Raw genomic sequence first — 12805 nt, 5'->3', positions numbered from 1 at the left:
CGCGACCCGCGTCAAAAGGGCGGGCCCCGGATCGGAATCCGGGGCCCGCCCTTTGAACGCCTGCCTACGACTACGCCGTACTACACGGCGGCCGTCAGTTGTCGTCCTCGTCGATCAGGAAGCCGCGCATCGGGGACGGCGCCTGGCCCATCGGGGACGGGCCCTGCGGGCGTACCGGTGCCATCGGCTGGGTCATCGCCGGCGTCATCTGCTGCTGGCCGCCGTAGGACGGGGCAGCGGGGGACGGACCACCCATGGGCGGGTTGCCGCCGTAGGACGGGGCGCTCGCGCCGGCCGGGGCCATGGAGGGCGCCGGGGACGGCGGGAGGGAGGCGGTGGCCGGGGTGCGCGGCGGCGCCAGGGAGTCGTCGGCCTGGGTCTCCAGCTGACGCAGCTGCGACTCCAGGTACGACTTCAGACGCGTGCGGTACTCGCGCTCGAAGCCGCGCAGGTCCTCGACCTTGCGCTCCAGCGTGGCGCGCGCGGACTCCAGGGAGCCCATGGCGACGCGGTGCTTCTCCTGCGCGTCCCGCTCCAGCGCGTCGGCCTTGGCACGGGCGTCACGCTCCAGACCCTCGGCGCGGCTGCGGGCCTCGCCGACGATCTTGTTGGCCTCGGAGCGGGCCTCGGCGATCGCCTGGTCGGCGGTCTGCTGGGCCAGCGAGAGGACACGCGCGGCGCTGTCGCCACCGGGGCCCTGACCGGGGCCGCCCATCGGACCGCCCATGGGGCCGCCCATCGGACCACCCATCTGCTGCATGGGGGGCTGGCCGCCCATCGGGCCCATGCCCTGGCCCATCGGACCGGGACCCTGACCCATCCCCTGGCCCATCGGACCGGGACCCTGACCCATGCCCTGGCCCATCGGACCGGGACCCTGGCCCATGCCCTGGCCCATCGGACCCTGGCCCATCGGGCCCTGACCCATCGGACCGGGACCCTGCGGACCGCCCTGGCCACTGGGACCGGCCGGCAGCTGCGGGGCGCCGCTCGGCAGCTGCGGGGGACCGCCCATGGGGCCACCCATCTGCTGCTGCGGCGGGCCCGATATGCCGGCGGGCACCGGAGCGCCGGGGCCTCGCATGCCCTGCTGGGGCATACCGCCCTGAGGCATCCCCTGCTGAGGCATTCCCTGCTGGGGCATCCCCTGCTGCGGCATGCCCTGCGGGGGCATACCCTGCTGAGGCATTCCACCCTGAGGCATGCCGCCCTGCTGCTGGTCCTGCGGCTCCGGCGGCTTGCGCATGTTCTGCTGGTTCTGGGCAGCAGCGCGCGTGGCCGCGGCCAGTTTGGCGCGCAGGTCCTCGTTCTCGCGGAGCAGGCGCGTCAGTTCGGCTTCGACCTCGTCGAGGAAGGCATCGACCTCGTCCTCGTCATAGCCTTCTCGGAGGCGGACGGTCGTGAACTGCTTGTTCCGCACGTCCTCGGGGGTCAACGGCATCTCTTCACCTCAACGTAGTCGTCGGCGTTCGGCAAGACGGTAGGTCACATCGCTCCTCATCACAGCCGACCAACGATCGCGATCAGGATGTAGACGATGATCATCAGTACGAAGAAGGACAGGTCGAGCGCCACGCCCCCGAGACGCAGCGGCGGGATGACCCGCCGCAGAAGCTTGAGCGGTGGATCGGTGACAGTGTAAGTGGCCTCAAGTACGACCACCATCGCCTTGCCGGGTTGCCATGAGCGGGCGAACTGGAACACGTAGTCCATGACCAACCGGAAGATCAGCACGATGAGGAAGCACATCAGCGCGATGTAGATCACATCCAGAAACACGCTCATGATCCGTGCTTTCCCTCTCCCCTGTTACGTGCCTTGTTCCGGTCTTGCGTCTCAGCTCTGGTTGAAGAACCCGCCCTCTGCGATGCGGGCCTTGTCCTCCGCCGTGACATCGACGTTAGCAGGCGACAACAGGAACACCTTCTGCGTCACCCGCTCGATGCTGCCGTGAAGACCAAACACCAAACCAGCCGCAAAGTCGACAAGTCGCTTCGCGTCTGTGTCATCCATCTCAGTCAGATTCATGATCACCGGGGTGCCCTCACGGAAGTGTTCCCCGATGGTACGGGCCTCGTTGTAGGTCCGGGGGTGGAGCGTGGTGATCCGGTAAGGCTCTCGTTCCGACACGACCTTGGGCATGATCACCGGTGCGTTCTTCTCCAGGCTCGCGCGTTCTTGTGTGATGGACGCCACGGGGGCGATGCGCGCGGGGCGTCCCGATTCCGCGGGGAGCGAAGCGGAATGCGACATCGGCTCGCGCGGGGGCGACGGTTGTACTACTCGTACCGAATCGTCCCTTTGGGACTGGTGTGCACCATGGGACTGGTGTGGCGGCTCGTGCCGTCGATGATCACGCTCGGGCTCCGGGTCCAGTTCGGGCTCGAAGTCGTCATCGGGGTCGAATCCGCGGCCGTCGTACCCATCGTCCTCCACGAGGCCGAGGTAGACCGCCATCTTGCGCATCGCGCCGGCCATGCTCTGAGTCCTCCGCTCTGTGGTGGATCGGTGACGACTGCCAAGTCTCGCGATCCACACGGTCGTTGTGCCCACCCTGGGCGGCATTGACCATATTTTCTGCTGTGGTCCGACTTCCTGGCGACGTTACCCGAGCCTGGGGCGGACTCCGAGTACCGCAGTGCCGACGCGTACATGTGTCGCCCCGGCGGCCACGGCTTCCTCAAGGTCCGCACTCATCCCTGCGGAGACCATGTTCGCAGCCGGATGAGTCCGGCGCAGGTCAGTCGACAAATCCATCAACCGCTCGAACGCCATACGTTGACGCCCCGCGTACTCCCCGGTCAGCGGAGCGACGGTCATGAGGCCGTCGAGCCGGAGTCCGGGCGCCCCGGCGACAAGGGCGGCCAACTCTTCGATTCCGCCCGGCGCCACGCCGCCGCGCTCCCCTCTTCCGCTCGCACCCGCGTCGAGCGCGACCTGGAGGAGACAGCCGACCTCGCGCCCGGCCCGCACCGCCTCCCTGGACAGCGCGTCCACGAGCCTGGAACGGTCGACCGACTGCACGACATCCGCATAACCCACCACGGATCGCACCTTGTTGGTCTGCAGTTGACCAACAAAGTGCCAGTTGAGGGGCAGATCCGCACATTCGGCGGCCTTCGGCGCCGCGTCCTGGTCCCGGTTCTCGGCGACATGCCGCACCCCGAGCCCCGACAGGATCCGCACGTCGCTCGCCGGATAGGTCTTGGTGACCACGATCAGGGTCACCTCCTCCCGCTTGCGCCCGGCCGCCGCACAGGCGGCGGCGATGCGCTCCTCGACTTTCGCGAGGTTTGCGGTGAGTTCGTACTTACGGTCCGTCATGCCCGATCAGTCCAACCACACATAGCCGGCGAGCCGTCCGGTGGTGCGGTCCCGGCGGTACGAGAAGTGATCACCCGACTCCAGCGTGCACACCGGCGACTGCACCCGGTCGTGCACCCCGGCGCGCGCGAGCTGTGCGTGCACTCCGGCGCTGACGTCGACCGCCGGAGTGCCCCAGCTGGTCTCGGCGTGCGCCGCCGGTTCGACGGCGGCCACCTCGGCGCGCATCGCCTCCGGCACCTCGTAGCACCGGCCGCAGACGGCAGGTCCGGTGCGGGCGACGATCCGGGCGGGGTCGGCGCCGAGTTCCGTCATGGCGCGCACGGCGGCCGGAACGACCCCGGCGATCATGCCGGGCCGGCCCGCGTGGGCGGCGGCCACGATCCCGGCGACCGGGTCGGCGAGCAGGACCGGCGTGCAGTCCGCGGTCAGGACGGCGAGGGCGAGCCCCCGGCGCCCGGTGACCACGGCGTCGACCTGCGGCACCGGCCGCTCTCCCCAGGGCTCGTCCACGACGGCGACCTCGTTGCCGTGCACCTGGTTCATCCAGACCACCCGGCCGGGGTCCAGGCCGAGCGACTTGGCGGCGATCTCCCGGTTGGTCCGTACCGTGCCGGGGTCGTCGCCGACCGCCCCGCCCAGGTTGAGCTCCTCGTACGGAGCGGCGCTCACCCCGCCCCACCTGTCGGTGAAGACGAAGTGCGCGCCGCTCACGGTCTCGCGCTGTCCTGTCACGTCGTAAGGATCACTTGAGGAAGTCCGGTACGTCCAGTTCCTCGGCCGCGCTGTCCGTGTAGGAACGGGACGGCGGGACCGGCGGGGCGACCGGGAGGTCGGCCACCGGCTCCGGCATCGGCTCCGGCTCCTCCTTCGGCGTCACGCTGCCGAGCGAGCCGAAGGAGGGGCGCTCGGGCTCCCGCCGGGCCGGAGCGGGCTCCTCGCGGCGGGCGGCGGTCGAGGACGAGCCGAGGACGTTGTCCCGGCGGGCCGGGGGCTGGCCGCCGTCGAAGCCGGCCGCGATGACCGTGACGCGGACCTCGTCGCCGAGCGCGTCGTCGATGACCGCGCCGAAGATGATGTTGGCCTCGGGGTGGGCGGCCTCGCTGACCAGCTGGGCGGCCTCGTTGATCTCGAACAGGCCGAGGTCGGAGCCGCCGGAGATGGAGAGCAGCACGCCCCGGGCGCCGTCGATGGAGGCCTCCAGGAGCGGCGAGGAGATCGCCATCTCGGCGGCGGCCACCGCGCGGTCGTCGCCGCGGGCCGAGCCGATGCCCATGAGGGCCGAACCGGCCTCGGACATGACCGACTTGACGTCCGCGAAGTCGAGGTTGATCAGGCCCGGGGTGGTGATGAGGTCGGTGATGCCCTGGACACCCGAGAGCAGGACCTGGTCGGCCGACTTGAACGCGTCGAGCACCGAGACCTGGCGGTCCGAGATGGACAGCAGCCGGTCGTTCGGGATGACGATGAGGGTGTCGACCTCTTCGCGGAGTTCGGCGATGCCGTCCTCGGCCTGGTTGGCGCGGCGCCGGCCCTCGAAGGTGAAGGGGCGGGTGACCACGCCGATGGTGAGGGCGCCCAGCGAGCGCGCGATGTTGGCCACGACGGGCGCGCCGCCGGTGCCGGTGCCGCCGCCCTCGCCGGCCGTCACGAAGACCATGTCGGCCCCCTTGAGGACCTCCTCGATCTCCTCACGGTGGTCCTCGGCGGCCTTGCGGCCGACGGCCGGGTTGGCGCCGGCGCCGAGTCCACGGGTGAGTTCACGACCGACGTCGAGCTTGACGTCGGCGTCGCTCATCAACAGCGCCTGTGCGTCGGTGTTGATGGCGATGAACTCGACGCCCTTGAGACCGACCTCGATCATCCGGTTGATGGCATTGACACCACCGCCGCCGACACCGATGACCTTGATGACTGCGAGGTAGTTCTGCGGTGCTGCCACGTCGAAGGCCTCTCGCCTCGAATTACGTCGCCGTCCTCGCGCGGTGCCCGCGCGGGACGGCAGATGCCGATTGGGACGGTCCGTAGCGCCGACCCGAACCCTAACGTTGAAGTTTAGGGTTACCAGTGTGTCTGTTCCCTGGAGTCTTCTGAACAGGACACTAAGTCGACAAGTGGCGCGCGTTCAACGAACACGCCGAACCTCCCGTTTTTCTTTTCACCCTATGTGATCAGGCATAGCAGTGCCCAACCAGGGTGCTGGCCTGCGCAGATGTGCGTCAACTCACCGATGACGCAGGGGCGGTGGGGACGCTCACGTCGAAGTGCCGGGCTCCGGAGGCGGCTTTCATGAGCGCGGTGAGCGTACGCGCCTTGGCCGCGCCGTTCTCCGAGCTGCCCCACTCGACGACGCGGCCGCCGCCCAGCTCCAGCGAGATGTCGTCGTAGGAACGGACCTTGAGGGTCCGGGTGTCCCGGCGGACGGCGGCCGGAATGGCACGTGCGACATCGACCGCTTCCCGCACCAGCCGGTCGGTGCCGAAGCGGCGCAGGCTCGCGGTGGCCGAGCCCGACCGGGAAAGGCTCAATTCCAGCGCCGGAACGCCTTTCGGCGCCTGCGGAACCGTGGCGAACCGGACACCTTCCTTGTCCACTTCGGTGAAGTTTCCGCCCTTTTCGATAAGCAGCACCGGAGTGCGCTCGGTTACTTTCAGCCCGATTCCGCGGGGCCAGGACCGGACGACGTCCACCACGTCGATCCGGGGCAGTTTCCGGCGCAGCCGGGCCTCGATCCCGTCGGTGTCGACGGAGACCATCGGCGCCCCGACCGGGACGTCGGCGGCCTCCAGGACCTGCTCGGGCGTCAGAACGGCCGTACCGGACACGGAGACATGGCGTACGCGCAGCCACGGGGAGCCGTACAGCAGCCAGCCGGAGCCGGAGCCGAGGAGGACCACGGACAGGGTCAGCAGGACGGTCCGGCGAAAGCGGCGGTTGCGCAGCCGACGGACGAGCGGCGGGCCGGACGACTCCTGCTGGCGTTCACCGCGTTCGGCGGTGGTCGGTCCGGCCACGCTGCTCACTTGCCTTTCGTCATACGGTCCTACCGACGTGAGGCGATCGCCTCGTACACCATGCCGACGAGCAGGTCGTCGGCATCCCGGCGGCCGAACTCGCTTGCCGCGCGGGACATCTCGTACAGCCGGTGCGGGTCGGCGAGCACGGGCAGGACGTTCTGCTGCACCCACTCCGGGGTGAGTTCCGCGTCGTCGACCAGCAGGCCGCCGCCGGCCTTGACCACCGGCTGGGCGTTCAGCCGCTGTTCGCCGTTGCCGATGGGCAGCGGGACGTAGGCGGCCGGGAGCCCGACGGCGGAGAGCTCGGCGACGGTCATCGCGCCCGCGCGGCAGAGCATCATGTCGGCCGCGGCGTACGCGAGGTCCATCCGGTCCAGGTAACTTACCGGGATGTAGGGCGGCATCCCCGGCATCTGGTGCACCTGCGGCAGTTCGTTCTTCGGGCCGACCGCGTGCAGGATCTGGATTCCGGCCTGCTGCATCCAGGGCGCGACCTGCTGGACGACCTCGTTGAGCCGGCGGGCGCCCTGGGAGCCGCCGGAGACCAGCAGCGTGGGCAGGTTGGGGTCCAGGCCGAAGCGGTGCCGGGCCTCGGGGCGGGCCGCGGCGCGGTCCAGGAGGGAGATGGAGCGGCGCAGCGGGATGCCGATGTAACGGGCGTCGCGCAGCTTGCTGTCCGGGGTGGAGACGGCGACGGCGGCCGCGTACCGGGAGCCGATCTTGTTGGCCAGGCCGGGGCGGGCGTTGGCCTCGTGGATCACGATCGGCACCCCGAGGCGCTTGGCCGCGAGATAGCCGGGCAGGGCGACATAGCCGCCGAAGCCGACCACGCAGTCCGCCTTGGTGCGCTCCAGGATCTGCTCGGCGGCCTTGATGGTGCCGCGCAGCCGGCCCGGAACGGTGATCAGCTCGGGGGTGGGCTTGCGGGGCAGCGGCACCGCCGGGATCAGCGCGAGCTCATAGCCGCGTTCCGGGACCAGCCTGGTCTCCAGACCGCGTTCCGTGCCCAGGGCCGTGATCCCCACGGTGGGGTCCTGCCTGCGCAGGGCGTCCGCGAGGGCGAGCGCGGGCTCGATGTGGCCGGCGGTCCCCCCACCAGCGAGTACGACATGCACCGAAATTCACCGCTCTCCGGACGAGCGCGCCGCCGAGGCACGCCGTCGCATCGTGTTCCATCTCCGGGGCCCCTGAGGGCTCCGGGTTCCCCGCTTTCTACCAAAGCGAGGTTGCCGCAGCGCAAGCGCCGCCCGCGCGCCGGGCTCGTCGCGCGCGAAGGCGATCAGCAGACCGATGGCGAACATGGTCGGCAGCAGGGCGGAGCCTCCGTAGGAGAACAGCGGGAGGGGGACGCCGGCGATCGGCAGCAGGCCGAGCACCGCACCGATGTTGATCACCGCCTGGGCGGTGATCCAGGTGGTCACGCCTCCCGCGGCGTACCTCACGAAGGGGTCCTCCGTGCGTCCGGCCACGCGGATACCCGCATAGCCTAGGGCCGCGAAGAGGGCCAGTACCGACAGCGTCCCCGCCAGGCCCAGTTCCTCACCGGTGACGGCGAAGATGAAGTCGGTGTGGGCTTCGGGCAGTTGGCCCCATTTCTCCACACTCGCACCGAGTCCGGAGCCGAAGAGCCCGCCGCTGGCCAGGGCGTAGATGCCGTGCACCGCCTGCCAGCAGTCGGCGACGCCGGTCTTCGGCTCGGTGGCGCCGATGCAGGCGAGCCGGGCCATCCGGTTGGGGCTGGTCTTGATGAGGATCACCCCGAGCACGCCCGCGATCGACAGCACCCCGGCGAACAGCCGAGTCGGCGCCCCCGCGAGCCAGAGCAGGCCGAAGAGGATCGCGGTCAGGATGATCGCCGTGCCCATGTCGCCGCCGAGCATGATCAGCCCGAGCAGCAGGAAGCTCACCGGAACGAGCGGCACCAGCATGTGCTTCCACTGGGTCAGCAGCCGTTTCTCCTGCTTGCGGGCGAGCAGGTCGGCGCTCCACAGCACCAGGGCGAGCTTGCCGAACTCGCTGGGCTGGATCTGGAAGGAGCCGCCGAGGGAGATCCAGTTCTGGTTGCCGTTGACGGACATCCCTATCCCCGGCACCTGTACGAGCACCATCATGAAGACGGCTCCGGCGAGGATCGGGTAGGCGAGCGCCCGGTGCAGTTTCACCGGCATGCGGGACGCGACGAGCAGCAGTACGCCGCCGATGGAGGCGGCCAGGAACTGTTTGCGGAAGAAGAACGAGCCCGGCAGCGACATCTGCAGCGCGGTGATCTGGGAGGCCGAGTAGACCATCACCAGGCCCAGCACGATGATGAGCAGGCTGCCGCCGAGGATCAGGTAGTACGCGGTCAGCGGCCGGTCCCAGGCCCGCTGGGCGCGCAGCCGGAGCCGCCGCACCGGGTTCTCGCGCGCCGCGCGGGGCGCGGCGGGCCGGCGGGCCGCTCGCTGTACGGGCGGCCGGCCGGTGCGGCTACCGGGCATCAACGCCTCCGTTCAACGTCGACCGTCGCACGCGTCCCTCCCAAGGTCGCCCGGCAGGCGGCCGGGTCAGGCGCCGAGTCCGCGAACAGCCTGGGCGAACGCGTCCCCGCGCTTGTTGTAGTTGGCGAACATGTCCATGGAGGCACAGGCGGGGGCGAGGAGCACCGTGTCACCCTCGACCGCCAGTCGCCGCGCCTCCTGGACCGCCGCGAGCATCGCCCCAGTGTCGGTCCGGTCGAGGTCGACGACCGGGACTTCCGGCGCGTGTCGCGCGAGGGCCTCCCGGATGAGGGCGCGATCGGCGCCGATGAGCACCACACCGCGCAGGCGCTCCGCCGACTTGGCCACCAGTTCGTCGAAGGTCGCGCCCTTCGCCAGACCGCCCGCGATCCACACGATCGACTCGTACGAGGCCAACGAGGCTTCCGCCGCGTGCGTGTTGGTGGCCTTGGAGTCGTCGATGTACGCGACCCCGTCCACGTCGGCCACGTGCGCGATGCGGTGAGCGTCCGGGCGGAAGTTCCGCAGCCCGTCCCGTACGGCCGTGGGCGGCACCCCGAAGGCACGCGCGAGGGCCGCGGCGGCCAGGGCGTTGGCGATGTTGTGCGGGGCCGGCGGGTGGACGTCGGAGACCTCGGCCAGCTCCTGGGCGTTCTTGTGCCGGTTCTCGACGAAGGCCCGGTCGACGAGGATGCCGTCCACGACGCCGAGTTGGGAGGGACCCGGGGTGCCGAGGGTGAAGCCGACGGCCCGGCAGCCCTCCTCGACGTCGGCCTCGCGCACCAGCTCCTCGGTGAGCTTGTCGGCGACGTTGTAGACGCAGGCGACCCGGTTGCCCTCGTAGATGCGGCCCTTGTCCTTGGCGTACGCCTCCATGGAGCCGTGCCAGTCGAGGTGGTCGGGGGCGAGGTTCAGCACGGCGGCCGAGTGGGCCCGCAGGGAGGGCGCCCAGTGCAGCTGATAGCTCGACAGCTCCACGGCCAGGACGTCGTACTCCTCGTCCCCGAGGACCGCGTCGAGCAGCGAGACACCGATGTTGCCGACGGCGGCCGTGCGCAGGCCCGCGGCCTTCAGGATGGACGTCAGCATCTGGACGGTGGTGGTCTTGCCGTTGGTGCCGGTGACGGCCAGCCAGGGGGCCGATTCGGGGCCCCGCAGCCGCCAGGCCAGCTCGACGTCGCCCCAGATCTCGATGCCGGCCGCGCGGGCCGCCTGGAACAGCGGCTTGTCCGGCTTCCAGCCGGGCGCGGTGACGATCAGTTCGGTGCCCTCGGGCAGGGTGGCGCCGTCACCGAGCCGTACCGTGACGCCCAGCGCCTCCAGTCCGGCGGCCTGCTCACGCGCGCGTGCGTCGTCGCCGTCGTTGACGACCGTGACGATCGCGCCCCGCGCGTGCAGCACCTCGGCCGCCGGGACACCGGAGACGCCGAGCCCGGCGACGGTGACGTGCTTGCCCTGCCAGTCGGTCACTTGTCCGCTGCCCATCCTGCGTAGAAGAGGCCCAGTCCGACGATGACACAGATGCCCTGGATGATCCAGAAGCGGACCACCACAAGGACTTCGGACCAGCCCTTGAGTTCGAAGTGGTGCTGGAGCGGTGCCATTCGGAAGACGCGCCTGCCGGTGAGCCGGAAGGAGCCGACCTGGATGACGACCGACATGGTGATGAGGACGAACAGACCGCCCATGATGGCGACGAGGAGCTCGGTGCGGGAGAGGATCGCCAGGCCCGTGAGGACACCGCCGAGCGCGAGCGAACCGGTGTCGCCCATGAAGATCTTGGCCGGCGAGGTGTTCCACCACAGGAAGCCCAGGCAGGAACCCATCAGCGCGGAGGCGATGACCGCGAGGTCCAGCGGGTCGCGCACCTCGTAGCAGGCGGCCGGGTTGGTCAGGGTCGTCGCGTTGGCGCAGGACTCCTGGAACTGCCAGACGCCGATGAACGTGTAGGCGCCGAAGACCAGCACGGAGGCGCCGGTGGCGAGGCCGTCCAGACCGTCCGTCAGGTTCACGCCGTTCGACATCGCGAGGATCATGAACAGCGCCCAGATCACGAACAGCACCGGGCCGATGGTCCAGCCGAAGTCCGTGATGAAGGACAGCTTGGTGGAGGCCGGGGTGTTGCCGCGGGCGTCGGCGAACATCAGCGACAGCACCGCGAAGGAGATGCCGACGATCAGCTGGCCGGCCATCTTCGCCTTGGCCCGCAGACCCAGCGAACGCCGCTTGACGATCTTGATGTAGTCGTCCAGGAAGCCGACCAGGCCCATGCCGCACATCAGGCCGAGCACCAGCAGGCCCGAGTAGGTCGGGGTGTAGCCGGTGATCACCTTGGACAGGAAGTAGGCGGCGACCGTCGACAGGATGAAGGCGATACCGCCCATCGTCGGCGTACCGCGCTTGCTGGCGTGCTCGCGCGGGCCGTCGTCACGGATGTACTGGCCGTAGCCCTTGCGGGCGAGGAGCTTGATCAGCAGCGGGGTGCCGACCAGGGTCAGGAAGAGACCGATGACACCCGAGAAGAGGATCTGCTTCATCATCGGGCATCAACACCCTCTGCACCGGACTCCAGGAGCGCCTGGGCAACGCTCTCCAGGCCCACCGAGCGTGACGCCTTCACGAGTACGACGTCCCCCGGGCGCAACTCGCTGCGCAACAGGTCGACCGCCGCCTGTGCGTCGGACACGTGCACCGACTCCTCACCCCACGAACCCTCGTTATATGCGCCCAGTTGCAGCCAGGAGGCTTCCACTCCCCCGACGGCGACGAGCTTGCCGACATTGAGCCGGACGGCGAGCCGTCCGACCGCGTCGTGCTCGGCGAGCGCCTCGTCCCCGAGCTCGGCCATCTTGCCGAGCACCGCCCACGTGCGTCCCCCCCTTGCCTGTGCGGCTGTGCCCATGGCCGCGAGCGCGCGCAGCGCGGCTCGCATGGACTCGGGGTTGGCGTTGTAGGCGTCGTTGACGATGGTCACGCCGTCCGGGCGCTCGGTGACCTCCATACGCCAGCGGGAGAGGGAGCCCGCCTCGGAGAGCGCGAGGGCGATCTCTTCCGCGGACATGCCCAGCTCATGGGCGACGGCGGCCGCGGCGAGCGCGTTCGACACGTGGTGCTCACCGTACAGGCGCATGGTCACATCGCTTGCACCGGAGGGTGTGTGAAGGCTGAACGCGGGCTGTCCCGTGTCCGTGAGTCGTACGTTCTCGGCCCGTACGTCCGCTTCGGCCGACTCTCCGAAAAGAATCACCTTCGCCTTGGTACGGGAGGCCATGGCCCGGACCAACGGGTCGTCCGCGTTGAGGATCGCGGCGCCGCCGTCCTCGGCCGCCGGCAGGGCCTCCACCAACTCGCCCTTCGCCTGGGCGATCTGCTCCCGGCCGCCGAACTCGCCGATGTGGGCGGTGCCGACGTTGAGGACCAGGCCGACCTTCGGGGGCGTCAGATCGGTCAGGTAGCGGATGTGGCCGATGCCGCGGGCGCCCATCTCCAGCACCAGGAACTTCGTCTCCTCGGTGGCGGACAGGGCGGTCAGCGGCAGCCCGATCTCGTTGTTGAGCGAGCCCGGTGTGAACACGGTCGGCGCCTTGGTGCGCAGCACCTGGGCGATGAGGTCCTTGGTACTGGTCTTGCCGGCCGAGCCGGTCAGCGCCACGAGGGTCGCGCCGAGTTGTCGTACGACATGGCGGGCGAGGGCACCGAGGGCGGTCTGGACGTCGTCCACGACGATCGCGGGCACGCCGACGGGGCGCGACGCCAGTACGGCGACCGCGCCCTGTCCGACGACCTGGGCGGCGAAGTCGTGGCCGTCCACGCGCTCGCCCACGAAGGCGGCGAAGAGACTGCCCGGCCCCGCCTCGCGGGAGTCCCGGACGACCTCGCCGGTGACCTGGACGGACGGATCCGGTATGTCGTGCGTCTGCCCGCCGACGACTGCTGCGATCTCGGCGAGAGAGAGGGCGATCACAAGTTCATCCCCTGGGTCTTCTG

General features: G+C 69.9%; 12 protein-coding genes. All 12 read right to left on the bottom strand.

Annotated features, from left to right (window positions below; all coding sequences use genetic code 11):
* Positions 1 to 94 precede the first annotated feature (94 nt).
* Positions 95 to 1441 carry a DivIVA domain-containing protein gene (locus IEZ11_RS01875; RefSeq protein WP_189260736.1) on the bottom strand — a complete coding sequence of 449 codons (1347 nt, stop codon included), beginning with the start codon at positions 1439 to 1441 and terminating at the stop codon, positions 95 to 97.
* Positions 1442 to 1500: 59 nt separating this feature from the next.
* The gene (locus IEZ11_RS01870) at positions 1501 to 1785 is read right to left on the bottom strand and encodes a YggT family protein (RefSeq protein ID WP_189260735.1); all 285 of its coding nucleotides are present in this window, start codon (positions 1783 to 1785) and stop codon (positions 1501 to 1503) included.
* Between the two features lie 51 nt (positions 1786 to 1836).
* Positions 1837 to 2478: a cell division protein SepF gene (locus IEZ11_RS01865; protein ID WP_189260734.1), complete on the bottom strand. Its 642-nt coding sequence runs from the start codon at positions 2476 to 2478 to the stop codon at positions 1837 to 1839.
* Between the two features lie 126 nt (positions 2479 to 2604).
* On the bottom strand, positions 2605 to 3324 hold the full coding sequence (locus IEZ11_RS01860) for a YggS family pyridoxal phosphate-dependent enzyme (RefSeq protein ID WP_189260733.1): 720 nt from the start codon (positions 3322 to 3324) through the stop codon (positions 2605 to 2607).
* A 6-nt stretch (positions 3325 to 3330) separates the two neighbouring features.
* Positions 3331 to 4059, bottom strand: coding sequence for a peptidoglycan editing factor PgeF (gene pgeF / locus IEZ11_RS01855; protein ID WP_189260732.1), 729 nt, complete (start codon positions 4057 to 4059; stop codon positions 3331 to 3333).
* A gap of 10 nt (positions 4060 to 4069) precedes the next feature.
* Positions 4070 to 5266 (bottom strand): cell division protein FtsZ, encoded by a 1197-nt coding sequence (gene ftsZ / locus IEZ11_RS01850; RefSeq protein ID WP_189260731.1) that lies wholly within the window; start codon positions 5264 to 5266, stop codon positions 4070 to 4072.
* 277 nt (positions 5267 to 5543) lie between these two features.
* A complete protein-coding gene (locus IEZ11_RS01845) occupies positions 5544 to 6338 on the bottom strand; it encodes a cell division protein FtsQ/DivIB (protein ID WP_189261099.1) in 795 nt (264 codons plus the stop codon).
* Positions 6339 to 6367: 29 nt separating this feature from the next.
* A complete protein-coding gene (murG, locus tag IEZ11_RS01840; protein ID WP_189260730.1) occupies positions 6368 to 7456 on the bottom strand; it encodes an undecaprenyldiphospho-muramoylpentapeptide beta-N-acetylglucosaminyltransferase in 1089 nt (362 codons plus the stop codon).
* Positions 7457 to 7462: 6 nt separating this feature from the next.
* A complete protein-coding gene (gene ftsW, locus IEZ11_RS01835) occupies positions 7463 to 8818 on the bottom strand; it encodes a putative lipid II flippase FtsW (RefSeq protein WP_189260729.1) in 1356 nt (451 codons plus the stop codon).
* A 66-nt stretch (positions 8819 to 8884) separates the two neighbouring features.
* Entirely contained in the window at positions 8885 to 10303 is a 1419-nt protein-coding gene (gene murD / locus IEZ11_RS01830) for a UDP-N-acetylmuramoyl-L-alanine--D-glutamate ligase (protein ID WP_189260728.1), read from the bottom strand.
* Positions 10285 to 11355, bottom strand: a complete 1071-nt coding sequence (gene mraY / locus IEZ11_RS01825; protein ID WP_189261098.1) for a phospho-N-acetylmuramoyl-pentapeptide-transferase — start codon at positions 11353 to 11355, stop codon at positions 10285 to 10287. Before mraY ends, murD begins: the two co-directional genes overlap by 19 nt.
* Positions 11355 to 12782: a UDP-N-acetylmuramoyl-tripeptide--D-alanyl-D-alanine ligase gene (locus IEZ11_RS01820; protein ID WP_189260727.1), complete on the bottom strand. Its 1428-nt coding sequence runs from the start codon at positions 12780 to 12782 to the stop codon at positions 11355 to 11357. Before IEZ11_RS01820 ends, mraY begins: the two co-directional genes overlap by 1 nt.
* Positions 12783 to 12805 lie beyond the last annotated feature (23 nt).

The sequence above is a fragment of the Streptomyces fuscichromogenes genome (assembly GCF_014645815.1).
In the GTDB taxonomy this organism is placed as follows: Bacteria; Actinomycetota; Actinomycetes; order Streptomycetales; family Streptomycetaceae; genus Streptomyces; species Streptomyces fuscichromogenes.
The sequence above is the reverse complement of the archived record's forward strand: the minus strand, read 5'-3'. Positions and strand labels throughout refer to the sequence as shown.

Excerpts from the sequence above, each read along its gene's own strand:
- IEZ11_RS01875 (WP_189260736.1), bottom strand. The coding sequence starts at position 1,441 with ATGCCGTTGACCCCCGAGGACGTGCGGAACAAGCAGTTCACGACCGTC.
- IEZ11_RS01870 (WP_189260735.1), bottom strand. The coding sequence starts at position 1,785 with ATGAGCGTGTTTCTGGATGTGATCTACATCGCGCTGATGTGCTTCCTC.
- IEZ11_RS01865 (WP_189260734.1), bottom strand. The coding sequence starts at position 2,478 with ATGGCCGGCGCGATGCGCAAGATGGCGGTCTACCTCGGCCTCGTGGAG.
- IEZ11_RS01860 (WP_189260733.1), bottom strand. The coding sequence starts at position 3,324 with ATGACGGACCGTAAGTACGAACTCACCGCAAACCTCGCGAAAGTCGAG.
- ftsW (WP_189260729.1), bottom strand. The coding sequence starts at position 8,818 with ATGCCCGGTAGCCGCACCGGCCGGCCGCCCGTACAGCGAGCGGCCCGC.
- murD (WP_189260728.1), bottom strand. The coding sequence starts at position 10,303 with ATGGGCAGCGGACAAGTGACCGACTGGCAGGGCAAGCACGTCACCGTC.
- mraY (WP_189261098.1), bottom strand. The coding sequence starts at position 11,355 with ATGAAGCAGATCCTCTTCTCGGGTGTCATCGGTCTCTTCCTGACCCTG.